General features: G+C 70.6%; 29 protein-coding genes. 16 read left to right on the forward strand and 13 right to left on the reverse strand.

The window, feature by feature from the left end:
• Positions 1-4: 4 nt before the first annotated feature.
• The 5 genes from GC203_RS19035 to GC203_RS19055 all read right to left on the reverse strand — a co-directional run bounded on the left by GC203_RS19035 (position 5) and on the right by GC203_RS19055 (position 4,957).
• Positions 5-484, reverse strand: a complete 480-nt coding sequence (locus GC203_RS19035) for a cyclic nucleotide-binding domain-containing protein (protein WP_293457954.1) — start codon at positions 482-484, stop codon at positions 5-7.
• 115 nt (positions 485-599) lie between these two features.
• Positions 600-1,049, reverse strand: a complete 450-nt coding sequence (locus tag GC203_RS19040) for an SRPBCC domain-containing protein (RefSeq protein ID WP_293457956.1) — start codon at positions 1,047-1,049, stop codon at positions 600-602.
• 174 nt (positions 1,050-1,223) lie between these two features.
• Complete coding sequence (gene htpX / locus GC203_RS19045; RefSeq protein WP_293457958.1) at positions 1,224-2,165, reverse strand: zinc metalloprotease HtpX; 942 nt, start codon at positions 2,163-2,165, stop codon at positions 1,224-1,226.
• Positions 2,166-2,240: 75 nt separating this feature from the next.
• Positions 2,241-3,626, reverse strand: coding sequence for a bifunctional diguanylate cyclase/phosphodiesterase (locus GC203_RS19050; RefSeq protein ID WP_293457960.1), 1,386 nt, complete (start codon positions 3,624-3,626; stop codon positions 2,241-2,243).
• A gap of 83 nt (positions 3,627-3,709) precedes the next feature.
• Entirely contained in the window at positions 3,710-4,957 is a 1,248-nt protein-coding gene (locus tag GC203_RS19055; protein ID WP_293457962.1) for a dicarboxylate/amino acid:cation symporter, read from the reverse strand.
• Positions 4,958-5,061: 104 nt separating this feature from the next.
• On the opposite strand from GC203_RS19055, the gene GC203_RS19060 reads away from it, so the two are divergent.
• The 8 genes from GC203_RS19060 (at position 5,062) to GC203_RS19095 (ending at position 12,950) form a co-directional block, all read left to right on the forward strand.
• Positions 5,062-6,504: an AMP nucleosidase gene (locus GC203_RS19060; RefSeq protein WP_293457964.1), complete on the forward strand. Its 1,443-nt coding sequence runs from the start codon at positions 5,062-5,064 to the stop codon at positions 6,502-6,504.
• A gap of 1 nt (position 6,505) precedes the next feature.
• A complete protein-coding gene (locus tag GC203_RS19065; protein ID WP_293457967.1) occupies positions 6,506-7,279 on the forward strand; it encodes a tyrosine-protein phosphatase in 774 nt (257 codons plus the stop codon).
• A 49-nt stretch (positions 7,280-7,328) separates the two neighbouring features.
• Entirely contained in the window at positions 7,329-8,102 is a 774-nt protein-coding gene (locus GC203_RS19070) for a tyrosine-protein phosphatase (protein ID WP_293457969.1), read from the forward strand.
• Positions 8,103-8,209: 107 nt separating this feature from the next.
• Entirely contained in the window at positions 8,210-9,640 is a 1,431-nt protein-coding gene (locus GC203_RS19075; RefSeq protein WP_293458022.1) for an MFS transporter, read from the forward strand.
• 216 nt (positions 9,641-9,856) lie between these two features.
• A complete protein-coding gene (locus tag GC203_RS19080) occupies positions 9,857-10,030 on the forward strand; it encodes a Flp family type IVb pilin (protein ID WP_293457971.1) in 174 nt (57 codons plus the stop codon).
• A gap of 131 nt (positions 10,031-10,161) precedes the next feature.
• Positions 10,162-10,677: a prepilin peptidase gene (locus tag GC203_RS19085; protein ID WP_293457973.1), complete on the forward strand. Its 516-nt coding sequence runs from the start codon at positions 10,162-10,164 to the stop codon at positions 10,675-10,677.
• Between the two features lie 57 nt (positions 10,678-10,734).
• Positions 10,735-12,120, forward strand: a complete 1,386-nt coding sequence (locus GC203_RS19090; protein WP_293458024.1) for a leucyl aminopeptidase family protein — start codon at positions 10,735-10,737, stop codon at positions 12,118-12,120.
• Positions 12,117-12,950 carry an NlpC/P60 family protein gene (locus GC203_RS19095; protein WP_293457975.1) on the forward strand — a complete coding sequence of 278 codons (834 nt, stop codon included), beginning with the start codon at positions 12,117-12,119 and terminating at the stop codon, positions 12,948-12,950. Before GC203_RS19090 ends, GC203_RS19095 begins: the two co-directional genes overlap by 4 nt.
• Before the next feature lie 139 nt (positions 12,951-13,089).
• Here GC203_RS19095 and GC203_RS19100 read toward each other — a convergent pair whose 3' ends face one another.
• Positions 13,090-13,752 carry a cytochrome c family protein gene (locus tag GC203_RS19100; protein WP_293457977.1) on the reverse strand — a complete coding sequence of 221 codons (663 nt, stop codon included), beginning with the start codon at positions 13,750-13,752 and terminating at the stop codon, positions 13,090-13,092.
• Between the two features lie 136 nt (positions 13,753-13,888).
• On the opposite strand from GC203_RS19100, the gene GC203_RS19105 reads away from it, so the two are divergent.
• Together GC203_RS19105 and GC203_RS19110 are read left to right on the forward strand one after the other, a co-directional pair.
• Complete coding sequence (locus GC203_RS19105; RefSeq protein ID WP_293457979.1) at positions 13,889-14,641, forward strand: 3-deoxy-manno-octulosonate cytidylyltransferase; 753 nt, start codon at positions 13,889-13,891, stop codon at positions 14,639-14,641.
• Positions 14,638-15,486, forward strand: coding sequence for a prephenate dehydratase (locus GC203_RS19110; RefSeq protein WP_293457980.1), 849 nt, complete (start codon positions 14,638-14,640; stop codon positions 15,484-15,486). The genes GC203_RS19105 and GC203_RS19110 overlap by 4 nt, the downstream gene beginning before the upstream one ends.
• Before the next feature lie 18 nt (positions 15,487-15,504).
• On the opposite strand, the gene nudC is transcribed toward GC203_RS19110, so the two are convergent.
• Complete coding sequence (gene nudC, locus GC203_RS19115; protein ID WP_293457981.1) at positions 15,505-16,434, reverse strand: NAD(+) diphosphatase; 930 nt, start codon at positions 16,432-16,434, stop codon at positions 15,505-15,507.
• Between the two features lie 123 nt (positions 16,435-16,557).
• Here nudC and yghU point away from each other — a divergent pair, with 123 nt between their 5' ends.
• Both yghU and GC203_RS19125 read left to right on the forward strand, forming a co-directional pair.
• The gene (gene yghU / locus GC203_RS19120; RefSeq protein WP_293457983.1) at positions 16,558-17,445 is read left to right on the forward strand and encodes a glutathione-dependent disulfide-bond oxidoreductase; all 888 of its coding nucleotides are present in this window, start codon (positions 16,558-16,560) and stop codon (positions 17,443-17,445) included.
• 160 nt (positions 17,446-17,605) lie between these two features.
• Positions 17,606-18,895 (forward strand): MFS transporter, encoded by a 1,290-nt coding sequence (locus GC203_RS19125; RefSeq protein ID WP_293457984.1) that lies wholly within the window; start codon positions 17,606-17,608, stop codon positions 18,893-18,895.
• Here GC203_RS19125 and GC203_RS19130 read toward each other — a convergent pair.
• The 5 genes from GC203_RS19130 to GC203_RS19150 form a co-directional block, all read right to left on the reverse strand.
• A complete protein-coding gene (locus tag GC203_RS19130; protein WP_293457986.1) occupies positions 18,887-19,660 on the reverse strand; it encodes an SDR family NAD(P)-dependent oxidoreductase in 774 nt (257 codons plus the stop codon). The two genes, GC203_RS19125 and GC203_RS19130, sit on opposite strands and share 9 nt — an antisense overlap.
• A gap of 71 nt (positions 19,661-19,731) precedes the next feature.
• On the reverse strand, positions 19,732-20,319 hold the full coding sequence (locus tag GC203_RS19135) for an SEC-C domain-containing protein (RefSeq protein ID WP_293457989.1): 588 nt from the start codon (positions 20,317-20,319) through the stop codon (positions 19,732-19,734).
• Between the two features lie 56 nt (positions 20,320-20,375).
• The gene (locus GC203_RS19140) at positions 20,376-20,654 is read right to left on the reverse strand and encodes a hypothetical protein (protein ID WP_293457991.1); all 279 of its coding nucleotides are present in this window, start codon (positions 20,652-20,654) and stop codon (positions 20,376-20,378) included.
• Between the two features lie 18 nt (positions 20,655-20,672).
• Positions 20,673-20,885, reverse strand: coding sequence for a hypothetical protein (locus GC203_RS19145; protein ID WP_293457993.1), 213 nt, complete (start codon positions 20,883-20,885; stop codon positions 20,673-20,675).
• Positions 20,886-20,991: 106 nt separating this feature from the next.
• The gene (locus GC203_RS19150) at positions 20,992-21,201 is read right to left on the reverse strand and encodes a cold-shock protein (RefSeq protein ID WP_293457996.1); all 210 of its coding nucleotides are present in this window, start codon (positions 21,199-21,201) and stop codon (positions 20,992-20,994) included.
• A gap of 227 nt (positions 21,202-21,428) precedes the next feature.
• Between GC203_RS19150 and GC203_RS19155 the strand changes: the two genes are divergently transcribed.
• The 3 genes from GC203_RS19155 (at position 21,429) to GC203_RS19165 (ending at position 22,877) form a co-directional block, all read left to right on the forward strand.
• Complete coding sequence (locus GC203_RS19155) at positions 21,429-21,632, forward strand: hypothetical protein (RefSeq protein WP_293457997.1); 204 nt, start codon at positions 21,429-21,431, stop codon at positions 21,630-21,632.
• Between the two features lie 5 nt (positions 21,633-21,637).
• Positions 21,638-21,883, forward strand: a complete 246-nt coding sequence (locus tag GC203_RS19160; protein ID WP_293457998.1) for a hypothetical protein — start codon at positions 21,638-21,640, stop codon at positions 21,881-21,883.
• Between the two features lie 121 nt (positions 21,884-22,004).
• Positions 22,005-22,877: a hypothetical protein gene (locus tag GC203_RS19165; RefSeq protein ID WP_293457999.1), complete on the forward strand. Its 873-nt coding sequence runs from the start codon at positions 22,005-22,007 to the stop codon at positions 22,875-22,877.
• A 32-nt stretch (positions 22,878-22,909) separates the two neighbouring features.
• Here the strand turns inward: GC203_RS19165 and GC203_RS19170 are convergent, their stop codons facing one another.
• A complete protein-coding gene (locus tag GC203_RS19170; RefSeq protein WP_293458001.1) occupies positions 22,910-23,692 on the reverse strand; it encodes a PEPxxWA-CTERM sorting domain-containing protein in 783 nt (260 codons plus the stop codon).
• 266 nt (positions 23,693-23,958) lie between these two features.
• Here GC203_RS19170 and GC203_RS19175 point away from each other — a divergent pair, with 266 nt between their 5' ends.
• On the forward strand, positions 23,959-24,723 hold the full coding sequence (locus GC203_RS19175) for an SDR family oxidoreductase (RefSeq protein WP_293458003.1): 765 nt from the start codon (positions 23,959-23,961) through the stop codon (positions 24,721-24,723).
• The last annotated feature ends 57 nt before the right edge of the window (positions 24,724-24,780 follow it).

The raw sequence follows: 24,780 nt of genomic DNA on the forward strand, positions 1-24,780 counted from the left end.
GCGTTCAGTAGCCCGGGTCGCGGTCGGAGCCGAGCTGGACGTCGCGGCGCTGTTCGTGGGTCAGGCACTCGAGGATCGTGTCCACCATGCCCAGGTGGCTCTGCTCGCCCTCGAACTGCCGCTTGAGGTCGGCGAGGTAGGTGGTCACCCCGTGCAGGCGCTGGGCGAGCATGCGGGCCAGCCCATAGGCGATGTCGCGGTGCTCGTGCAGGAAGCCGGCGGCGTCGTCCGAGACATAGGCCGCGCAGGGCGTGGCGGCGCGGACGGTGGCCATGTGCGGCATGTCGAGCAGCACCGACATCTCGCCGAACAGCGCGCCGGGCTCGGTGACGTAGTTGACCTGGAATTCGCCCTTCAGCACCTCCACCGCGCCCTCGGCGAGGATGAAGAGCCGGCCCGACCGATCGCCCTCTGCCAGCAGCACCTCGCCGGGCGCGAAACGCGCGAGCGGCAGGTCGCGGCAGGCTTCGAGGACGGACGACACGGCGGGCGCTCCTGGCGACGATGCCGCGAGCCTAGCTCACGCAGGGCCGTGGGCAAGCGTCGCGCGGGGGCCGCGGCGCCCGCGGGCGCGGGTTCGCCGGTTTTCTGCGCACGCCCTAGCTGGCGCGGCGCAGGCCGTGGATCTGGGCCGACTCCTCGGCGAGGCTCTTGATCTCGCGGATCGCCGCCTCGGTCGGCGCCTTGAGCGCCTCGAAGGCCGTTTCGTCCAGCGGGCCGACGGTGAGCTCCAGGCGGGTGCCGCCCGGCCCCGGCGACAGCTCGAAGGTGTCGGCGAAGCTGCGCGGCTCGCCCGCCACCCCCTCGGCGTCGGTATAGACGAACTTCAGGGTCTTGCCGGGCCGGAAGGCGGCGACGGTTCCCTTCGCCCGGGTGCCGCCGTCGGGCATCTTCCAGGTGACGGGATCGCCCTCGCGCCACGACGTGCGGATCGAGACGCCCTCGACATAGGCGCAGGCCCATTCGCGGACGAGCTCGGGCGTGGTGAGCACGCGCCAGACCTCATCGGCGGGCGCGTCGATCGAAAGGGAGGTTTTCAGAACGGGCATCGGTTCACGCATGGCCAGAGACCAACCTTTGTGGGAACCCCCCGGTTCCCGCGATCGGATGCAACCCGGAACTGCACCTCAGGTTGAACACCCAACCCGCCAGACGCGCGAATCGCCTTCGCGCACCTGACATACTCAACTGCTGATAGGCCTGGAGGGGAAGGGGGCTGGCGATCAGGACCAGGGGCCGCGACGCCGTGCCGCAGTCACCGGGACGGCCGTTCCGCGCGGCGCCGCCACGCCGCGCCGCGCGCCGGCGTCGGCGGCCAGGGCCATCAGCGCCTCCACCCGGTTGTCGGTGGAGGGGTGGGTGGAGAAGAGGCTGTCGCCCCGCCCGCCGGCCAGCGGGTTGATGATGAACATGTGCGCGGTCGCCGGATGGCGCTCGGCGTCGGGATTGACGTAGCCGCCGCGGGCGTAGGCCTCGATCTTCCGCAGCGCCGAGGCCAGCGCATCGGGATCGCCGCTGATCTCGGCGCCGCCGCGGTCGGCTTCATACTCGCGGCCGCGGCTGATCGCCATCTGCACGAGGCCGGCGGCCATCGGCGCGACCAGCGCCACCAGCAGGGCCCCAACGATCCCCGTGGGGCGGCCGTTCTCGTCGCGCCCGCCGAAGAAGAAGGCGAAGCTGGCCAGCGCCGAGATCGCGCCGGCGATGGTGGCGGTCACCGTCATGGTCAGTGTGTCGCGGTGCTTCACGTGGGCCAGCTCGTGGCCCATGACGCCGCGGATCTCGCGCCGGTCGAGCATCGACAGCAGCCCGCGCGTGGCGGCCACGGCGGCGTGGGCCGGGTCGCGGCCGGTGGCGAAGGCGTTCGGCTGATCCTGGTCGATCACATAGACGCGCGGCCGCGGCAGGCCGGCGCGGTCGGCCATTTCCAGCACGTCGGCGGCGTAGTTGCGCACCAGCGGCTCAGGGTGGTCGGGGCCCACCTCCACGGCGCGGTACATCGACAGCACGATCCGGTCGGCGTTCCAGTAGCTGACGAGGTTCATCACGCCCGCGAACAGCAGCGCGACCACCATGCCGGTGGGCCCGCCCACGGCGTAGCCCGCGCCTACGAACAGCGCCGTCAGCACGGCCAGCAGGGTGAAGGTGCGAAGGGTGTTCCTCATGGTCTCCAACGGGTCATCGACAGCCCCGCCGGAAATATGGGCGCCGCCGGGCGAGTCCGGAAGCGGCCGGCGGCCTCAACCGTTGGCGGCGAGGCGCTCCGGCTCGGGACGGGTGTCCTCGCGCAGCATGGCCTCCATCGCGTCGCCCGGCATCGGCCTGGCGAAGAAATAGCCCTGCATCCGGTCGCAGCCGGCCGAGCGGAGGAACAGGGCCTGGCCCTCGTCCTCCACGCCCTCGGCGGTGATCCGCACCCCCAGGGACCGGGCGGCGTGCAGCATCGAGGCCACCAGCTTGGAGACCCGGGCGTCCCGGCCCACGTCGTAGATCAGCGAGCGGTCCAGCTTCACCGTCTGGATCGGCAGGTGCATGAGCGCGCGCAGGTTGGAATAGCCGGTGCCGAAGTCGTCGAGCGCCACCTGCACGCCGCGGGCGGCGAGGCGCTCGATGTGCCGGCGCGCCAGGCCCATGTCGGAAAGCAGGAAGGTCTCGGTGATCTCGACGGCCAGCGCCGTGGCCGGCAGGTCGGTGGCCGCGAGCCGCTGGATGAGCTTGCGCGAGAAGCCGGGGTCCAGCAGGTCACGCGGCGAAACGTTGCACGAAACGGTGTCGATCAGGCCGTCGGCCACCCAGGGCGCGGCGCGCGCGCAGGCGGCGTCGAAGATCGCCTCGTCGATCTGGCGGATCAGGCCCAGCTCTTCGGCCATGGGCACGAAGGCGAGGGGGGCGAGCAGGCCCTGGGTCGGGTGGCGCCAGCGCGCCAACACCTCGACGCCCACCATGCGGCCGGTCATGGCCTCGACGATGGGCTGGAACCACGGCTCCATCTCGCCCGCCGGGATGGCGCGGCGCAGCTCGTCGCCCAGGGTGCGCCGATGCTCGCTCTCGGCGCGCAGTTCGGCGTCGAACCGATGCCAGCCGCGTCCGACGATCGCCTTGGCCCGGTAGAGCGCCATGTCGGCGAAGCGCTGCAGGTCGGAGGCGTCCTGGGCGTCGCGGGGGAACTCCGCCACGCCGACCGATCCGCCGGGCATCACCACGCGGCCGTAGATCGTGTGGGGCTGGGCCAGGGCCGACACCAGCTCCTGGGCCCGGCCCTCGACGTCGGCGACGTCGGAGACGACCGCGAATTCGTCACCGCCCAGCCGCGCCACCAGCTCGCCCGGCCGAGCGCCGTCGCGCAGGCGGCGGCCGAGCTCGGCCAGCAGCATGTCGCCGGCGTGGTGGCCCAGGCTGTCGTTGAGGCTCTTGAACCGGTTCAGGTCGATGACGAACAGGGCCACGCTGGCGCCGTCGCGGCGCGCGGCCTCGAGCCGTTCGCAGAGGCCGGAGGTGAAGGCGCCCCGGTTGACCAGGCCCGTCAGCGAATCCGTCTGCGCCAGGCGCAGAGTCAGCTCGCGCTCCGCCTCCAGTTCGGCGACGCGGGCGGCGAGTTCGGACAGGCGGTCAGATAGTTCCGGCACGGGCGGGTCTTGGGAAATCGACTGAAGTCTGCAGATTCCCCAGACGAGGCGAACGCCCCGTTAAACGACGTGTTTAACGGCGCTTAAGTCGCGGCCCCTTCGCCGGACGGCTCCTCGATCTGTCCCTCCCACTTGGCGACCACCGCGGCGGCCACCGAATTGCCGATCACGTTCGTGGCCGAGCGGCCCATGTCGAGCAGGTGGTCCACGGCCAGGATCAGCAGCAGCCCGGCCTCGGGCAGATCGAAGAAGGTGAGGGTGGCGGCGATGACCACCAGCGAGGCCCGCGGCACGCCGGCCATGCCCTTGGAGGTGACCATCAGCAGCAGCAGCATGGTGATCTGCTGGCCGATCGACAGCTCGACGCCATAGACCTGGGCGATGAACATCACCGCGAAGGTGCAGTACATCATCGAGCCGTCGAGGTTGAACGAGTAGCCGAGCGGCAGGACGAAGCTGGCCACCTTGCGCGAGATGCCCCACTTCTGGAGCTCCTCCAGCGTGCGCGGGTAGGCCGCCTCGGACGAGGCGGTGGAGAAGGCCAGCAGCGCCGGGCTGCGGATCTGGTTCATCAGCTTGAGCGCGCGCGGGCCCACGATCAGCACGGCCACCAGCACCAGCAGTCCCCACAGCAGCGCCAGCGATCCGTAGAAGCCCAGGACGAACTTGGCGTAGGTGACCAGCACGTCGAGGCCCTGGGTGGCGATCGAGGCCGACAGCGCCGCGAAGATGGCGAGCGGCGCGGTGCGCATGACGTAGCCGGTCACCTTCAGCATGATCGCGGCGACCTGCTCCACCAGGGCCAGCACGGCCGGCGCGCGGTCGTCGACGGCCGAGACGGCCGTGCCCACCAGCACCGAGAACACCACGATCTGCAGGATCTCGTTCCGGGCCATGGCGTCGACGATCGAGGACGGCACCACGTGGGTGATGAATTCGCGCAGCGTGAACTTGCTCATGTCGAGCGTCGGCGCGGCCTCGCTGGCCGCCACGGTGAGCGACAGGCCCGAGCCCGGATGGATCAGGTGGACCATGATCAGGCCGATGGTCAGCGAGGTGATCGAGGCCAGGATGAACCAGCCGATGGTCTTGACGCCGACGCGGCCCACCTCCGAGGCGTCGCCCATGTGGGCGATGCCGGCCACCAGCGTGGAGAACACCAGGGGCGCGATGATCATCTTGATCAGCCGCAGGAAAACGTCGGTGATGATCGACAGATTCTCCGCCACCGCCTTGGCGCCCTCGGCCGGCAGGGTGGCGTTGATCGCCCAGCCCACCAGGATCCCGAGCACCATGGCGCCCACGACGAAGGCGGTGAAAATGCGGTTCATGAAACCCCCGAACAGCGGCTGCACCGCTTTTGTGGCCGGGATGGCGCGTCAGGTCCAGCAAGGGGGACTCACAACTTTCCCGGACCGGCGCTATAAGCGCCTCGATGAAAAAGACAGAAGCAGCCGGCATCGTCGATCGGCTTGAGACCGAATACCGCCAAAGCGTCGATTCTCTCAGAAGCGCCCTGAAGGGCTTCCTCGCCGGGGGCGCGCCCCCGGATCTCCGGACCCGGCGCAGCGGCGCCTACGTCTATCCGGAGCTGCGCCTGGTCTGGCCCGAAGGCCGGGCCTACCCCCGCACCAGCCGCGCCTACGCCCGCATCCCGTCGCCGGGCCGCTACGTCGCCACGGTGACCCGGCCCGAGCTCTACCGCGACTATCTGGTCGAGCAGCTGTCGCTGCTGCAGGAGGACTTCGACGTCGAGCTGGACGTGGGCCGTTCGACGCAGGAGATCCCGTTCCCCTACGTGCTCGACCCGGCCGACCTGGCCATGGCCGACGTCAGCTCGGTGGAGATCGCCCGCCACTTCCCGACCACCGAACTGGCCGACATCGGCGACGAGATCGCCGACGGCATGTGGGAGGGCGACCACGAGGCGCGCCCGCTGGCGCTGTTCGACGGGCTGCGCACCGACTTCTCGCTCCAGCGGCTGGCCCACTACACGGGCGCCCCGGCCGAGCACACCCAGCAGTACATCCTGTTCACGAACTACCACCGCTACGTCGACGAGTTCGTGAGCTGGGGCTGCCGGCAGCTCAAGGCCGGCGGGCCCTATACGGCGCTGTCGGCGGCGGGCCACGTCTACGTCACCGCCGAGACCGAGAACCCCGAGGCCGCCATCGCCGCCGGGACGTGGCGCAAGCACCAGATGCCGGCCTATCACCTGATGGCGCCCGGCCGCGGCGGCATCACCCTCGTGAACATCGGCGTCGGCCCGTCCAACGCCAAGACGGTGTGCGACCACCTCGCGGTGCTGCGGCCCCAGGCCTGGCTGATGATCGGCCACTGCGGCGGCCTGCGCGGCAGCCAGAAGATCGGCGACTACGTCCTGGCCCACGCCTACCTGCGCGACGACCATGTGCTGGACAAGGTGCTGCCGCCCGAGATCCCGATCCCGCCGCTGGCCGAGGTGCAGGTGGCCCTGAACGGGGCGGCCGAGCTGGTGACGGGCGAGACCGGCGACGTGCTGAAGCGGCGCCTGCGCACCGGCACCGTTGTCTCCACCGACGACCGCAACTGGGAGCTCAAGTACTCGTCGAGCGCGCTGCGCTTCAACCTGAGCCGCGCGGTGGCCATCGACATGGAAAGCGCCACCATCGCCGCCCAGGGCTACCGCTTCCGGGTGCCGTACGGGACGCTGCTGTGCGTGTCCGACAAGCCGCTGCACGGCGAGATCAAGCTGCCCGGCCAGGCCAACGCCTTCTACGACCGCGCGATCGCCCAGCACCTGCAGATCGGCCTGGCGACCATCGGGCTGCTGCGCCAGGAGGGCAGCCGCCTGCACTCGCGCAAGCTGCGCAGCTTCGACGAGCCGCCGTTCCGGTAGGATGGACAGGCACGTCGACTTCGAGCGGATCGAGAACTTCCGCGACTTCGGCGGCTACGACACCGCGTGCGGGCGGGGCCTCAGGCGCGGGCGGCTCTTCCGTTCGGGCCACCATCACACCGCGACGCCCGCCGACCTCCAGAAGCTGCGGGACCTCGGCGTCGAGGTGATCGTCGACCTGCGCGGCGCCACGGAGCGTGAGCGCGAGCCCTCCCGCCGGTTCGACGGGTTCGACGGGCTGGTCATCCAGAGCGATATCCCGGCCGTCGGGCCAGAGTGGCTCTCGCGGATAGCGGGCGCGCCGCTGACTGCGGAGTGGTTCTTCGAAGACAGCATGGCGGGCTATCGCCGCAATCCGTTCGAGCCCCGCCACATCGAACTGTTCAGCCGGTTCCTCCGCGCCGTCGGCGAGCGGGATGGCGCCGTCGTCGTCCATTGCGCGGCGGGCAAGGACCGCACCGGCCTGGCCTGCGCCTTCCTGCACCACCTGGCCGGCGTGGCCTACGAGGACATCGTCGCCGACTTCCTCCTGACCAACGACGAAAGCCGGATCGCGCGGAAGATCGAGGCGTCGGGTGCGTACCTCGAACGCACGATCGGCTGGCGGCCGAGCGAAGACGCCCTGCGGGCCGCCTCGTCGGTCTTCGCCGAGCACCTGGATGCGGCCTTCGACGAGATCCGCGCGCGGTGCGGTTCAGTCGACGGCTACCTGGAGACCGTGCTGGGCGTGGACGCGGAGCTGCGCGGGCGAATCCACGGCCGCGTCCTGGGGTGACGTAGGGGCCGCCTCGAATTCGTCGTCGAAGCCGGGTAGGACGATGGCCATGACCCGGCACATCCCCTTCGAAGGCATCGAGAACTTCCGCGACTACGGCGACTACGCCGCGGGCGACCGGCGGCTGAAGCGGGGACTGCTCTACCGCTCGGCCGGCCACGGCGCGGCGACCGACGCCGACCTCGAGAAGCTGGCGGCGATGAACCTGGCGGTGATCGTGGACCTGCGGCGCGCCAACGAGCGCGAGCGGCAGCCCAGCCGCCGCTGGCAAGGCTTCGCCACGCCGGTGATCGAGAACGACATCGGCCAGGACGTGGCCGACGAGTGGCTGACCTTCATCCAGGGCTCGGACCTCAGCCCCGGCTCGTTCCACGCGTACATGCTGGACTACTACCGCAAGGCCCCGCACCAGGAGCGTCACCTCGACCTCTACCGGCGCTACTTCCGGGCCCTGGCCGAGGCGGAGGGCCCGATCCTGGTGCACTGCTCGGCGGGCAAGGACCGCACGGGCATCATCTGCGCCCTGACCCAGCACGTGGCCGGCGTGCACGACGACGACATCCAGTCGGACTACCTGCTCACCAACGACGCCGAGCGGCTGGCCAGGCGCCTGCCGACGATCCGCGAGGTGATCCGCGAGGCCACCGGCCAGATCGCCACCGACGAGGCGCTGATGACGGCCATGCGGGTCGAGCCGGAATACCTGGCGATGGCGTTCGAGGTGATGCGCGAGGCCCACGGCTCGCTGGACGGCTATCTGGACCAGGCGTTGGGGCTGGACGCGGCCCTGCGCGCGCGCATTCACGATCGCCTGCTGGGCTGAGCCGCGCCCCGCGGCCATCGACAAGCCACGATGTCCCGCTAACGTAGCCGGCAAGGTCGCCGGGACTTCAGAGCGACCCTCTCGTAGGGGATACGCTCTTGGCCGACATGCCCGCCGCCGATGCGCCCATGGAAGCGGAGATCGGCGGGGACGGGAGGCTCAACCGGGGCGGCGTGGCCTGGGCCGTCTTCGAGGGCGGCCGCGACCCCTATGTGATCCTCATCACCATCTACATCTTCATGCCCTACGTGGCCGCCAGCATGGTCGGCGACCCGGTGCGGGGGCAGGAGCTGATCTCGCGCTTCCAGCAATATGTCGGCTGGATCGTCATGGCGACGGCGCCGTTCCTGGGCGCCTCGATCGACAAGCTGGGCCCGCGCAAGGGCTGGCTGGCGCTGATCGTGGCCGCCATGGTCCCGCTGATCGGGGCCCTGTGGTTCGCCCGGCCCGATCAGACGGGGCTCAGCATCATCGCCACCATGTCCATCGCCCTGGTGGTCAATGTGCTCTTCACCTACTCCGAGGTGCTGCACAATTCGCTGCTGGTGCGCGCGGCCGGCCTGTCGGGCGCGCACCGCGCCTCGGGCCTGGCGCTCAGCCTGGGCAACGGCGCCTCGGTCCTGGCGCTCGCCTTCACCGCCTGGGCCTTCGCGCTGCCCGGCAAGGTGAGCTGGAGCTGGGTGCCCGCCCAGCCGCTGTTCGGGCTCGACCCGGCGACGCACGAACCCGAGCGCGTGGTGGCGATCCTGGCGGCGGGCGTCCTGGCGCTGGGCGCGATCCCGCTGTTCCTTTTCACGCCCGATGCGCCGAAGACCGGCGTCTCGATCCCGCGGGCCTTCGCCCAGGGCGCGCGCGACCTGTGGGGGATGCTGCGCACCGTCGGCCGCTACCGCGACGCGGTGGTCTACCTCGCCTCGCGCATGCTGTTCGTGGACGGGATGAACGGCGTGCTGTTCTTCTTCGGCGTGCTGGCGGCGGGCGTGATGAAATGGGGCCCGCTGGAGCTATTGGCGGCGGGCATCACCATGAGCGTGATGGCGGTGCTCGGCGGTCTCGTCGGACGCTGGCTGGACGAACATCTCGGGCCGAAGACCGCGCTGCGGATCGAGATCTTCATGACCATCCTGGGGCTGATCGCCCTGCTCGGCATGAAGGAGGATCGCATCCTCTATTTTTGGGCCTACGACGCGGCCGCGCACGGGCCGCTGTGGGACGGGCCGGTGTTCACGACCCTGCCCAGCCTGATCTTCCTGCTGATCGGCTTCTCCAACGCCGTCTTCATCACCGGCCAGTACGCCTCCAGCCGCACGGCCCTGACCCGGCTGACCCCGCCCGAGCAGACCGGGGCGTTCTTCGGGGTCTATGCGCTGTCGGGGGTGGCCACGGCGTGGCTGGCGCCCGGCCTCGTGAACATCGGGACCCGCATCACCCACTCCCAGCAGGGCGGGTTCGCAAGCATCGTGGTGTTGCTGGCCGCCGGATTGGCCGGCCTCTTCCTGGTGCGCGGCGGCGGCCCCCGGCGCGGCGCCGGCGCCTGACCGAACCTTGATTCTTCAGGGGAATGCGCCGCCGCCGGCGCGCATGGTTTACCGAAATCAATCATGAACGGCGGTAAAGGGTGAATCTACATTAACGTACTGGTTTCACAGCGAATTAAACGCTCCGGGCGACATTGGTCACGTTCTTAGGGGCGAGCAGGCGGCAAGCTTGAGGCCCCCGCAAAACCGACTGCTCGCTGAACAGGAGAAGATACAATGTCGAAGTTCGTGACCCGCTTCCTGAAGGACGAATCCGGCGCCACCGCCATCGAGTATGGCCTGATCGCCGCCCTGATCGCCGTCGTCCTCGTCGGCACCCTGCAGGCCCTCGGCGGCCAGCTGAAGACGACGTTCGAGTCGGTCCAGACGGCGCTGCAGAACGCCGGCTAACGCCACCTGTCGTCTGACGGCAAGACAAGGCCCCCGGCGGAGACGCCGGGGGCCTTCTTCTTTTGAAGCTGCGCTGCAACGCTCCGTTCACGCCCGCCGGGGCAAAGTGCGTCCGAAGAGGTTTCGGCACCATGCCTTCGTTGCTCGCTATCACCCCTGCGATCCTGTTCGCGGCGCTGATGCTCACCGCCGGCGCGCGCGACGCGCTGTCGTTCCGGATCCCCAACTGGATCTCCCTGGCGATCGTCGCCCTGTTCCCCGTCGCGGCGCTGGCGAGCGGCCTGTCGTGGGCGGGCGTGGGGCTCCACCTGGGCGTCGGGGGCCTGGCGCTGGCGGCCGGATTGGCGATGTTCGCGCTGCGCTGGGTGGGCGGGGGCGACGCCAAGCTGTTCGCCGCCGCGGCGCTGTGGCTGGGCTGGCCGGCGGTGGTCACCTTCCTGGCGGCGGCGGCCTTCGCGGGCGGAGCGCTGGCCGTCGTCCTGATCGGCATGCGCTCGACGGTGCTGCGGCCGCTGGTGCTGATGGGGCCGCGCTGGGTCGCGCGCCTGGCCGAACCGGGCGAGGGCGTGCCCTATGGCGTGGCCATCGCCATCGGCGCGCTCTTCGCCCTGCAGGGCTCTCCCCTGGCCGCCGGCCTGGAGCTCTAGCTTGCGGACGCGCGTCACATGGGCGACACGGTCGCCGGACCTGTTGGCGAGGCCGGCATGACGGACGTGATCCTCGACGCCTGGGACGGGACGGCCACGCCCGTCCATCCCGTGACCGAGGCCGAGACGGCCAAGGCGCTGGAGGCCGACGCCTTCGCCGCGGCCCTGGCGCGCACCGCCGAATTCAAGGGCAAGGCCGGACAGGCCCTGCTGGTCCCGGGCGCCGACGGCGGCCTGGGCCGCGTGCTGTTCGGCCTGGGCGAAGCGGCCCGAGCCAACACCTTCCGCGTCCTGCCCGCGCGCCTGCCGGCCGGTGTCTACCGCATGGCCGCGACGCCGCAGGGCGTCACCGCCGACCAGATCGCGCTCGCCTTCGCGCTCGGGAGCTACCGGTTCGACCGCTACAAGCCGCGCCGGGGCGAGGGCGGCGAGCGGCCGCGGCTGCTGGCGGAAGGCTGCGACCTGGCCGAGGTGCGGCAGGTGGCGCACGCCTGCGCCCTGGCCCGCGACATGGTCAACACGCCCGCCAACGACATGGGCCCCCTGCAGATCGAGACGATCGCCCGCGAGATCGCCGAGCAGCACGGCGGTCAGGTCACGGTGATCGAGGGCGAGGGCCTCCTGGAAGCCAACTATCCGGCCGTCCACGCGGTGGGCCGGGCGGCCGATCCGGCGCGCGCGCCGCGGATGATCGAGATCGCCTGGGGCAAGGCCGCCGATCCCCTCGTCGCCATCGTCGGCAAGGGCGTGGTGTTCGACACCGGGGGGCTCGACATCAAGCCGTCGGCCGGCATGCGGCTGATGAAGAAGGACATGGGCGGGGCCGCCCACGCCCTGGCGCTCGCGCGCATGGTCATGGCGGCCAGGCTCCCGGTGCGCCTCGTGGTGCTGGTTCCGGCCGTCGAAAACGCCATCTCGGGCGACGCCATGCGGCCGGGCGACGTGATCGCCTCGCGCAAGGGCCTGTCCATCGAGGTGGGCAACACCGACGCCGAGGGCCGGCTGATCCTGGCCGACGCGCTCACCCGGGCCGCCGAGCTTGAGCCGGTCCTGACCATCGACATGGCGACCCTGACGGGCGCGGCCCGCATCGCGCTCGGACCGCAGCTGCCGCCCTTCTACACCGACGACGAGGAACTGGCCGGCCAGATCGCGGCCGCCGCCGAGGCCGAGTCGGACCCGCTGTGGCGGATGCCGCTGTGGAAGCCCTACGCCGAGGCGCTGGAGTCCGACGTCGCCGAGATCAAGAACGACCCCGACGGCTGGGCCCAGGCGGGCTCGGTCACCGCGGCGCTGTTCCTTCAGCGGTTCGCGCCCCAGGGTCCCTGGGTCCACCTCGACATCTTCGCCTGGAACCCCCGGGGCCGCCCCGGCTGGCCCGGCGGCGGCGAGGCCCAGGCGATCCGGGGCCTCTACCGCATGATCCGCGAGCGCTTCGCATGAAGTTCGATCCCCGCATCACGCCCTGCCGCGACGGCGTCGCCGCCCGCAGCCTGGAAGGCGTGCTGGAGGCCGAGGTCTACCTCGACCCCAAGGCCATGAGCTGCACGGCCGCCGCCGCCGCCATCCGCTCGGCTCCCGACGCCGGCGCCGAGCAGATGGACCAGCTGCTGTTCGGCGAGCGGTTCGAGGTGATCGAGGAAGAGGGCGCCTGGCTGTTCGGCCAGGCCGCGCGCGACGGCTACGTGGGCTTCGTGGAGGCCGCGGCCCTGGGCCCGGCCGGCCCGATGCCGACCCACCGCGTGTCGGCCCTGCGCACCTACGCCTTCGCCGAGGCCAGCATCAAGTCGCGCGCCGCCGGCCCCTATTCGATCAACAGCCTCGTGGCCGTGGAGACCGTCGAGGGCAAGCTCGCCAAGGCGGCCGGCGCCGGCTGGATGACGGCCGCGCATCTCGAGCCGATCGGTATGTTCGAGGACGACTGGGCGGCCGTGGCCGAGCGCTTCGTGGGCGCGCCCTACCTCTGGGGCGGCCGCGAGAGCCTGGGCCTGGATTGCTCGGGCCTGATCCAGCAGGCGCTGTTCGCCTGTGGCCGCGCCTGCCCGCGCGACACCGACATGCAGGAAGAGCTTGGCCGGGCCATCGCGGCGGCCGACTTCGGGCGCGGCGACCTGGTGTTCTGGAAGGGCCACGTGGCCATGGGGGTCGGCGACGGCCGCATCGTCCACGCCAATGGCCATCACATGGCGACGGTGGTCGAGGCGCTCGCCGACGCCATCGCGCGAATCGCCGCGGCCGGCTCCGGCGAGCCGACCAGCTACCGGCGGGTCTGAGCGGACTCTGCCGTCATCCCAGGCCCTGTGCCTGGGATCCCGCTATCGGCGTCCAGATGCGACGAGGCCCTGCTCGGGCCAGCCAGCTCAGCGGGAGCCGCGCCAGGGATCCTCGCCACAAGGGCGAGGATGACGATCCCTACTTCTTCTCGGGCTCGGCGGCGGGAGCCGCCGCGGCCGGGGCGGCGCCTTCGGCCGGAGCCGCGCCCTCGGCGGGCGCAGCGCCTTCCGCCGGCGCCTCAGGCGCTGCGGCGGCCGGGTTCGGCGCCGGGATCGGCAGCGTGCCGCCCTGCTGGCGCAGGTAGGCGATCACGTCGATCCGGTCCTCGGGCTTCTTCAGACCCACGAAGGTCATCTTGGTGCCCGGCAGGTGCTTCTGCGGTTCCTTGATGAACGCGCTGATGTGCTCGTAGTCCCACACGGGCTGTTCGGCGCCGAACGCTTCCATCGCCGACGAATAGGCGAAGCCCGGATGGCTGCCCGGCTTGCGGCCGACCACGCCCCAGAGGTTGGGGCCGGTGCCGTTGGCGCCGCCCTGGTCGGCGTTGTGGCACGACTTGCACTTGGCGAAGACCGCCTCGCCCTTCGACACGTCGGCGGTCGGCAGGACCGTGCCCCAGTCGATCGGCGCCTCGGCCTTGGGGGCGCCCTCGCCGCCCTCTTCGGAAATCTCGACGGCATAGCCCGGCTTGGCGGGCTTCTCGGGGGCGAACACGCCCGCCGTAAGCTGCTGGAGGCCGACAATGGCCAGGCCCGTCGCCAGCACGGCGCCAGCGATCTTGTTGAACGTCAGGTCGCTCATGGTCCCCTAGTCGCGCCTCTCATCGGCCGGACGGATGCGCCCCCCGCTCGCACGGGAATCCCGCCCTTTGTTGCGTGCGGCTCTCTTACACGCTACCGGCGCTCGCGCAACCGCCCAAGCTGTCCCACCTTGCCGCATGAACCCGATCGTCCTCATCCCCGCACGTCTGGCGGCCACCCGGCTGCCCGGAAAGCCGCTGGCGGATATCGGCGGCATGCCGATGATCGTGCGCGTGCTGCGCCAGGCCGAGGCCGCCGGCGTGGGCCCCGTGGCGGTGGCCGCCGGCGACCGCGAGATCGCCGAGGCGGTGACGGCGGCGGGCGGCCGGGCGGTGCTGACCGACCCCGACCTGCCCTCGGGCTCGGACCGGATCGTCGCGGCCCTGGCCGAGCTGGACCCAGCCGGCGCCCACGACGTAGTGGTGAACCTGCAGGGCGATATCCCCTTCGTGGCGCCCGCCGCGGTGCGGGCGGTCGCCGACCTGCTGGCGGCCCGGCCGGCGTGCGACCTCGCCACGGTGATGGTGGCCGAATCGGACCCCGCCGAGCGGACCAATCCCGACATCCCCAAGGTGGTGGCCGCGATGCAGCCCGACGGGCGGAGCGCGCGCTGCCTCTACTTCACCCGCTCGGTGCTCTACGGCGACGGGCCGGTGTGGCTGCACCACGGCATCTACGGCTTCCGGCGCGCGGCGCTGGAGGCCTTCACCGCCGCGCCGCCGTCGCCGCTCGAGAAGCGCGAGCGGCTGGAGCAGCTCCGGGCCCTGGAGATGGGCCAGCAGATCTGGGCGGCCGTCATCGACGAGGCGCCGATCTCGGTGGACAGCCCCGCCGACCTCGAACGCGCCCGCGCCTACGCCCGCCAACTTCAAGCTGGGACTCTCGCATGACCAAGGGACGGATCGCCTTCCAGGGCGAACTGGGGGCCAACAGCCACGAAGCCTGCGTGGCGGCGTTCCCCGACATGGAGCCGGTCCCCAACGCCACTTTCGAGGAGGCGTTCGAGGCCGTCCGCTCGGGCGCCTGCCAACTGGGCATGATCCCGGTGGAGAACTCGATCATGGGCCGGGTGGCCGACGTCCACCACCTGCTGCCGTCCTCGGGCCTGAAGATCATCGGCGAGCTGTTCAAGGCGATCCACTTCAACCTGATGGTCAATCCCGGCGTGACCCTCGACGAGGTGAAGACCGCCGTCTCCATGCCCATCGCGCTCGGCCAGTGCCGCAAGACATTGCGGCGGCTGAACCTGAGGACCGAGGCGGCCGGCGATACGGCCGGCGCGGCCAAGCGGCTGGCCGAGAACCCCGACCGCACCAAGGCGGCCGTCTCGCCGGCTCTCGCGGCCGAGATCTACGGGCTGGAGATCCTGGCGCGCGACATCGAGGACGAGCACCACAACACCACCCGCTTCCTGGTGATGACGGCCGACGCGAATCCGCCGCGGCCGCCGCCGTCGGTGGAGACCTGCGTGACCAGCTTCGTCTTCCGCGTCCGCAACATCCCGGCGGCGCTCTATAAGGCGCTGGGCGGCTTCGCCACCAACGGCGTCAACATGACCAAGCTCGAGAGCTACATGGAGAACGGCGCCTTCACGGCCACCTTCTTCTACGCCGAGGTCGACGGCCGGCCCGAGGACGAGGGGCTGGCCCGCGCCTTCGAGGAGCTGCGGTTCTTCTCCGAGAAGTTCGAGATCCTGGGCGTCTACCCCGCCGACCCGTTCAGGACGCGGGGGTAGAGGCGGCCGACCCCGGCTCTAGCTTCCCTCGAACGCCCAGGCCTTGATGAGCTGGTGGGCGATGGCCATGGGCTGGGGGCAGAAGGTGTCGGGGATCTCGCCCGCCAGCAGCTTCCGCGCCTCCTCGCGGGTGAACCAGCGCACCTCGGACAGCTCGGTCTGATCGGGCGTGCCCTCGTCGTCCTCTACCTCGGCGATCAGGCCGATCATCAGCGAGCTGGGATAGGGCCACGGCTGGGTGGAGTGGTAGCGGACCGAGCGCGTCCGCAGACCGGCCTCTTCGTTGAGCTCGCGCGCGCAGGCCTCCTCGATGGACTCGCCGGGTTCGAGGAAGCCGGCCAGGGCCGAGAACATGCCCTTGGGCCAGGCCTCCTGGCGGCCCAGCATGCAGCGCTCGCCATGGCAGGCCAGCATGATCACCACCGGGTCGGTGCGCGGGAAATGCTCGGCCTCGCAGCTGGGGCACTGGCGCTTCCAGCCGCCCTCGCGCGCCTGGCTGGGCTGGCCGCAGGCCGCGCAGAACAGGTGGCGGCGGCGCCACTCGAACATCGCCTTGGCGGTGGCCAGTATGGCCGCGTCGGTGTCGGGCAGGCGCAGGGCGATCTGGCGCAGGTCCAGGAACTCGCCCAGCCCCTCCAGCGGCCCGTGCGCCGGGTCGCCGGAGCCTTCGAGGTCGACGGCGAAGACCGCCGTGTCCTTCCACAGGCCCATGAACAGCAGCCGCTCGTCGCCGCCCGCCAGCTCGCCCACCAGCCGGGCGGGCAGGTAGGCGATCTGCACGCCGCCCTCCTTGGTCTTCTCGACAAAGGGCCGGCCGTTCCACAGCGCGATCCCGAGGCTGTCGGACGAGGCGAGCTGGCCGGCGAGCCACTCGGCGGAGCCCCGCCGGTCGCTGGCGCGGTCGAGCGGGTTTCCGGCGAAGGTGTTCTGGAAGAAGCTGAGCGGCATGCCGACTATCTAGAGCGCAGCCGTGACAACGTCGAGGCGGGGCTGGCCAAACCCACCTCGGCGCCCCACATCGGTAGGCACAGGGCCGCCACGATCCCGAAGATCGACCCAGGGAGAGACCGAATGTCCGAAACGCCCCCCCCGAACCAGCCCGCCGGCTACGTCCCCCCCAAGGTCTGGACCTGGAACAAGGACAACGGCGGCCGCTTCGCCAACATCAACCGCCCGATCGCCGGTCCCACCCACGACAAGGAGCTGCCGGTAGGCGAGCATCCCTTCCAGCTCTATTCGCTGGGCACCCCCAACGGGGTGAAGGTGACCATCATGTTCGAGGAGCTGCTCGAGAAGGGTCACAAGGGCGCGGAATACGACGCCTGGCTCATCAACATCGGCCAGGGCGACCAGTTCGGCTCCGGCTTCGTCGACGTGAACCCCAACTCCAAGATCCCGGCGCTCATGGACCGTTCCGGGCCCAAGCCGTTCCGCATCTTCGAGTCGGGGGCGATGCTGATCCACCTGGCCGAGAAGTTCGGCGAGTTCCTGCCCAAGGAGCCGGCCAAGCGCGCCGAGACCCTGTCGTGGCTGATGTGGCAGATGGGCTCCGCGCCGTTCCTGGGCGGCGGCTTCGGCCACTTCTACGCCTACGCGCCGTTCAAGATCGAATACGCCATCGACCGCTACGCCATGGAGGTGAAGCGCCAGCTCGACGTGCTGGACCGCCGCCTGGCCGAGAGCGAGTACCTGGCGGGCGACGAGTACACGGTCGCCGACATGGCGGTCTGGCCCTGGTACGGCCTGCTGGCCAAGGGCGGCGCCTACGAGGCCGGCGAGTTCCTCGACGTGGCCAGCTACAAGAACCTCCAGCGCTGGACGAACCAGGTGGGCCAGCGCACGGCCGTGAAGCGCGGGCGCATCGTCAACCGCGCCGGCGACGGCCTGATCCCCGAGCGTCACAGCGCCGCCGACATCGACGCGGCGCTGGCGGCCAAGACCAAGGAACCGGCCGAGTAGCGGCCGACCCCCCGGCGTAAGGCCCGCCGCGGGCGGGCCGGACCGCCGACGCAACGCGCCGACTCCCCACGGCGCGGTTTCTGCCGCACAGTCCCCCCAACAACCGCCGCGACACGGACGCGTCGGCCAGGGCTTCGGGCCCGGAGACAGGGGGGAAGGCATGAAGACGAACACGCCCGTCGGCGCGAGGGCCGGCGGCTATGGCCTGTTGGCGCTGCTGACGCTCACCAACACCCTGAACTTCGTCGATCGCAACCTTCTCGGCAGCTTCGCCAACTTCCTGAAGCCCGAACTGCACCTCACCGACTTCCAGTTCGGCCTGCTGACCGGGCTGGTGTTTCTGGTCTTCTACTCGGTCGCCGGACTGTTCATGGGGATCCTGGCCGACCTGACGCACCGGCCCCGGCTGATCGCCGTCGCCATCGGGCTCTGGAGCCTGCTGACGGCGGCCTCGGGCGCGGCGCGCGGCTTCGTCAGCCTGGCGCTCCCGCGGGCGATGATCGGCGTGGGCGAGTCGGCCCTGACCCCCTCGGCGATGTCGCTGCTGGCCGATTCCGTGGACCGCGCCCGCATGGGGCTGGCGGCGGGGATCTACTACATGGGCGTGCCGCTCGGCACGGGCGCCGGCCTCTTGGTGGCGGGCTATCTCGGCCCGGCGATCGGCTGGCGCAACTGCTTCTACGTCCTGGGCGCCATCGGCCTGGCGGTAGCCTCGATCTACCTCTTCGTGCCCGAACCGCGGCCGGCGCGCCCGCCCACCCGGGTCAAGGGGCCGGGCCTGGGCGAACAGGTTCGGCTGCTGGTGGACGCGCTGCGGCGTTCGCCCGCGCTTGCGGCCACCATGATCGGCGGCACCGCCCTGCACTTCGCCGTCGGCGCGGCCCAGTTCGACCAGCTCTGGTTCGTGACCGAGCGGGGCTTCGAGCGTGGCGAGATCGCGCGGCTGTCGGGCTATGTGACCGTCGTGGCGGGGGTGTCCGGCAATCTCTTCGGCGGCTTCATCGGCGACTGGTGGCACCGCCACCGCAAGTCGGGCCGGCCGATGGTGCTGGCGGCGATGATGCTGGTCGTCCTGCCGCTCGCGGTCGGCTACCGGCTGATGCCGCCCGGCTCGCCGCTGTTCGTCGCCGGCATGGGGCTGGGCGTCTTCCAGCTCGCCGCCTTCTACGGGCCGACGTTCTCGACGGTGCAGGAACTGGCGCCGCCCGGCGCGCGGGCGACGGTGACGGCCTTCTATCTGCTGTGCCTCAACGTGATCGGCCTGGGGATCAGCATCACCGGCGCCGGCTGGGCCATCGACCACTTCCGCGCGGCCGGGGCGGACCAGTCCTATACCTATTCGGCGCTGATCTTCATCGGCGCCTCGGCGCTGGCTATCCCCAGCTTCTTCGCGGCCGGCGCCTGGGCCAAGCGCGACCGCGAGCGCATCGACGTGGCGGCCTCAGCGTGAGCCCTGGCCGTCGTCGATCTTGATGCAGGTCCCGGTCACGGCCTCCGAGGCCGGGCTGACCAGGTAGAGCAGGGTGGAGTCCATCTGCGCCGGATCGCCCAGGCGCTTGCGCGGGAAGCGCTGGGAGATGTCGCCCATGCGTTCCAGCATGCCGTCCATCATCTCCGAGGCGAAGGCGCCGGGGGCGATCGCGTTGACGTTGATGTTGTTGCGCGCCCACTCGACCGCCAGGGTCTCGGTCATGCGCACGACGGCGGCCTTGGTGATGGAGTAGAGCGCCGCGCCGTTGCCGCCGTAGCTGAAGGCCGCGATCGAGGCGATGTTGACGATGCGGCCGGGCTTTTCGGCCGCCATCAGCCGCCGGGCGACCTCGCACGAGAGGATGTAGGGCGCGCGCAGGTTCACCCCGATCACCCGGTCGATCAGGTCGAGCGGCATCTTGTGGGCCCGTTGGGCGTCGGGGATGCCGGCGTTGTTGACCAGGATGGTCACCGGGCCGAAGGCGGCCTCCGCCTGGGCGACCGCCCCGACGAGCTGGTCGGCGTCGGTGACGTCGAGAGCCACGGGCAGAGCCTCGCCGCCGGCGTCGCGGATGTCCTTGGCCAGGGCCTCGAGGCGGTCGACCCGCCGCGCGGCGATCGCGACCTTGGCGCCGCTGGCGGCCAGCACCCGGGCGAACCGCAGGCCCAGGCCCGACGACGCCCCGGTGACGAGGGCGACCTGTCCGGTCAGATCTGTCGAGGCGTTGGGAAGCGGAAAGGCCACGGGCGGCTCCTCAGGATGGCTTTTCGCCGACCAAAGGCCGTTTCCGTGGGGGGAGGGAAGGGTCGACCCGCTCAGCGCGGGGACTTGCGGCCGTGGCAGGCCTTGAAGCGTCGCCCGCTGCCGCAGACGCACGGATCGTTCGGCTGTGCGTATTTCATCGCCAGGCGCGACTGGGCGTAGCCCTGCGCCAGCTCCGCCGATTGGAGCCGGCCGAACTCGGCCATGTCGTCGGCGGCGTCGGCGCCGGGGTTGGAGCGCCAGATCCGCGTCCGCGCCTCCATGCCGGCGAACATCTCCGCCACGAGCGGATCGCCCGAGAGCGCCAGGCGGATGTTGTCGCGCCGCCCGCGGGGGTCGGCGAGATCGTAGGTCGCCGTGTCGTCGGGCAGGAAGAGACGGCGGCGGACGCCCGGGCCGGCCGGGGTGATGTCGCGCCACGCCGCGCCGGACGCCGGGGCGAACACCGCGTGGTGCTCGGCCTCCACGAAGACCCGCGGCCAGATCCAGATCGCCCAGCCGGTTTGCGCGCGGCCGCCTTCGCGGCCGACCTTGCGCTCGACGTTGCTGAAGCATCCGAGGGGCTCGCAATCGGCCTCGGGCGTCACTCTCAGGTAGAACGGCCGGACGTCCGGCCGGATCTGCCCGCAGAGCGCCAGCACAGCCGGCCCTACCGATGTCGGAGTGTGGGTGAGCGCCACGCGCGGCGGCTGCGAGGCTATACGCGAAGCTCGACGAAGACCCGATCGCTGCCGGCGGTGTGGCCGAGCATCACGAGGCGGAGTTCCTTGCCGAGGTCCAGCACCAGCACGCCCTCGCCGGCGCGGAATGCGCGCGCGACGACGTCGGGATCGGATTGCAGCGAGCCGCGCAGGGTGCCGACGCCCCGCTTGAGGCGCGCCATGTCGCCTTCGATGCGGTAGCTGACGGGGCCGCTGTGGCCCAGGATGCGGAGTTCGCCCTGCCCCTCGATGACGGGCTTTGGCTTGGGATTCACTCTGGCGATCCCCTTGGCCTAATAGATCGTGGCCGAGACGCCGAGGAGCCGACGATTGATCTGCTCCGCCAGCTCGCGCGCCTCGTCGACGGTCACGCCGGGCTGCAGATCGAGCGTGAAGAGCGAGCTCGTGAACGCTGGATGGTCCCCGTTCGAGGGCTCGAAGACCAGGAATGGAGCGCCGTGCCGCCCGGTCTGGACCGAGCAGCGATGAGGTTGGTCAGTATGCATGGTGTCGTCGCGCTCCGGGCGGTGTGGTGGAGAGGATGGTCGAAAGCCGTTCCGAGGAGGTCCGGTCGGTCCTCCTCTCCGCCACGGAATCCGGGGCGCGGACGGCTCAGGCCGCCTGCAGCTGGCCGACCGCCATCTTGCCGCTGCGCTTGTCGCGCTCCACGTCGAAGCTGACCTTCTGGCCCTCGGCCAGGGAGCCCAGGCCCGCGCGTTCGACCGCGGAGATGTGCACGAAGACGTCAGCGCCGCCCTCGTCGGGCTGGATGAAGCCGAAGCCTTTTTGGCTGTTGAACCACTTCACGGTGCCGGTTTGCATGATTGTCGTCCCTTTCCGGACATGAGGTCTCGCGCCCAGAATGGACGTTCAGATCAAATTTTCGAAGAGGACCGATCTTGAATTTCGCGACCAAATTTGAATTCGGCCAGCGGTATTCTCGCGAACCAGTGCGATATTTGACTTTAGAACAATACAGAAATTCCATCTCAAATCAAGTGTTTTTTTGAATTATGCTGAACCTGCCTCGCGATGTTATGAGGTCGCGCATGCGCATGATTCCAGATCGGACCGTACTGACCATTTCGCGACAGGAGGGCGTCTGGCGCGTGGAGCACGACGGAGAGACGTTCGGTCATTCGCCGGACAAGGAGATCGCCCGCGCCGCCGCCGTGCGCCGCGCCCGCGAAATGCAGGATCGGGGGCGGGCCTGCGAGTTGCGCGTCACCGGCGAGCACGCGTTCGGAGGCTGACGGCGATGGCGAAGTCAGCCGGATCTCCCGACAGTCGGTTCCGCGGCCAGATCGAGGCCGCCCTGGCCGATGGGGCCACGCTCGACGCCATGGTCCTGCGCCTGACCCTGCGCGACGCCAACCTGATGGCGCGCGACCCGGTGACCCCGGTGGCCGACATCAGCTACGCGGGCGGTGAAATGCGGTTCCTGGGCGTCCGCGTCGAAAAGGGCGGCGTCGACGTCAGCCGCCTGGACCTCGGCGAGGGCTGAACTCCGAACCTGCGGGCTGGCCGGACGAGCCGCCGTCGCAGCAATCTCCCCTCACCAGAGGACGGAATCGGCGGGGACCATCCTGTAGGGTCGCGTCCGGGGCGTCGGAGATTGAGTGCGCATGGAGACCGGGTTCGCGGCGAAGCTTGATTTCGTCCTGAAGGCCCTTTCGATCAGCCGGGGAAGCCTCGCCGCGGAACTGGGCGTGGACAAGTCGGCGGTCGCCCGGTGGGTGGGCGGCACGGTCGTCCCCTCGGGCTACAACATGGCGCGGCTGACCAGCTTCGTGGCCGCGCGCGCGCCGGGCTTCACCGGGCTGGACTGGGAGCTCGATCTGGATGGCCTCGCGGCGGCGGTCGGCGCCGCCCGGCGCGGCGCGGCCCCCCACCTGAGGATTCCGCTTCTGGCCGAGAGCCTGGCGACGACGCGGCTGCGTGGCGCGGCCTACGAGGGGTTCTACCGGACGACTCGGCCCTATGTGCAGAGGCCGGGCCTCTTCATCCACGATCAGGTGATGATCCGGGCCGAGCCCGACGATTTCCTCAGCCTGCGGATGTACGCCGCCGGCGTGCTTGTCGAGGGCCAAGTCATGCTGTTGCAGAACCAGCTCTTCTTCGCAGGGGCCGAGATGACGAGCGCGAGTTTCGCCTTCGCGATCTTCAACGGCGTTTCGACCCTGAAGGCCGGTGTGATCGACGGGCTGATCATGTTCTGCGCCCTCGATACGGCCCGCACGCCCGCGGCGACTCCGGCCGTGATGCGGAGGGTCGACGACCTCAGCGGCGACGGGGCGGCCGACGAGGCCCGGTTCGCCGCGCTTTGCGAGCAGAGCGGAATCGCCACCGACGAGTCGGCTCTCGAGGCCATCCGCCAGCACCTGGCGCGGGACTTCGGCCCCGCCCAGCTGGCCGTCGGCGGCGAATGGGTGCTCAGCCTGCCGCTGGTGCGTTCGCTGGCGCGGGGCATGACCGCGCCGCAGAACGCCCCGATCTAGGCGAGGGCCGGATCGAACGGCGCGCGGGCGCGTCAGGCCGCGATCCGGCGTCGAGCCCGCAGGCTCGTCCCCATGACGCCGAAGCCGGCGATCATCAGGGCCCAGCTCGCCGGTTCGGGAACGCCGCCCATGGTGACCGAGTCCGCGATCATCGAGACCTCCGCGCTGTGGGTCACCGTGCGCGTGAAGGGTGGTTGGTCGATCGCGTCACCGTCGACGTTATAGTCGTCCACATACTCGTAGATGCTGGCGAAGACCGACAGGTTCACCGGCGGGTTCGTCAAGTCGTATCCGGTGTGCGCGAGGCCGGTCAGCGTGCCGTCTTGGGCATAGGCGCCGGCGTTGAGGAAGCGTCCCGAATAGTAGTTCATGCCGCCGGCGAAGGTGCTGGCCTGGTTCGACACGGCCTGCTGGAACATGGCGGTCTGGCAGTCGAGCGTGCAGCCCGGCTCCAGGCTGTAGTCGGTGCGGGCATCGGCGCCGTAGTCGCCCGGAAGGCCGCCGCCGATCGCGAACGTGTGGCCGTTGAGCTGCAGCACGCCCGTGACCGGATTGGCTGCGTTGTAGCCGTAGAGGTAGTCGTACCAGACGTCGCTCGCGTGCTGGAGGCCCGCCGTGCCGAGGTCGACGGTGAACGTCGCGGTGAACGCCTGGCCGACCAGGGTGTTCGAGCCGATCGCGCCGAATTCGCCCGTGTTGTCGAGGCTTTCCGAGACGTGGCCCTTGTAGGTGAAAGTCAGCACGGACGCCTGCGCCGCGGCGGGCGCGACCAACAGCGCCGCCGCGGCGGCCGCAACAAGATATCCGAGACGCATCTTCGTCCTTCCCCGTCAAAAGTCGACGCCCGGGAGTCTGCGGCGGGGGAGCGTCAGCGGTAGCCGCGCCGGCATGCGCCGGCATGCGACGCGGCGCACGAATTCGCGCGAGCCGGGAATCCGGACCGAATGCTCGCCCGGCCTGCCCGGTTCGGTTCCCGTCGCGGGCGTCGCCCGCCGCTTCGAGTTGGCGGGGGGGGGGATGGCGCGCGCCGACGCGCCGGGCTAGACGCGTCTCAAACGATCGTATGAAGCGGAGGCGGGCCATGCAGCTCAAGGACAAGATCGTCGTGGTCACCGGCGCGGCGAGCGGCATCGGCCGGGCGCTGGCCCAGCGGTTCGCCAGGGAAGGCGCCAAGGCGGTGGTGTGCGCCGACCGCGACGAGGACGGCGCCAAGGCGACGGCGGCCGGCATCGGCGGCCTGGCCTTCAAGGTCGACGTCTCCCACGAGGACGAGATCAAGGCCCTCATCGACACCGTCGAACGCGACGTGGGGCCGATCGACCTCTTCTGCTCCAACGCCGGCATCGGCATCGGCGGCGGCGCCGAGGCCCCCAACGAGGGCTGGCAGCGGATCTGGGACATCAACGTCATGTCGCACGTCTGGGCCGCACGCCATCTCGTGCCGCTGATGGCCGCCCGCGGCGGCGGCTACCTGATGAACACCGCCTCGGCGGCGGGCCTGCTCTCGCAGATCGGCTCGGCGCCCTATGCGGTGACCAAGCACGCCGCGGTCGGCCTGGCCGAATGGCTGGCGATCACCCACGGCGACCAGGGCATCAAGGTCTCGGTGCTGTGCCCGCAGGCCGTGCGCACGGCGATGACCGCCGGCAACCCCGACGGCGTGGCCTCCATCGACGGCATGATGGAGCCGGAGGAGCTGGCCGACGCGGTGGTGAAGAGCCTGGAGAAGGAGGAGTTCCTGATCCTGCCCCACCCCGAGGTGCTGCAGTACATGCGCAACAAGACCGGCGACTACGACCGCTGGATCGGCGGCATGCGCAAGCTGAACCGCCGGTTCCAGGGATAGGCCCGGCTGCTCCGGGGCCTCATGCCCTGCGACTATGGCCGCCCAAACCCGGGGGCG

The sequence above is a fragment of the Phenylobacterium sp. genome (assembly GCF_016124325.1).
GTDB lineage: Bacteria > Pseudomonadota > Alphaproteobacteria > Caulobacterales > Caulobacteraceae > Phenylobacterium.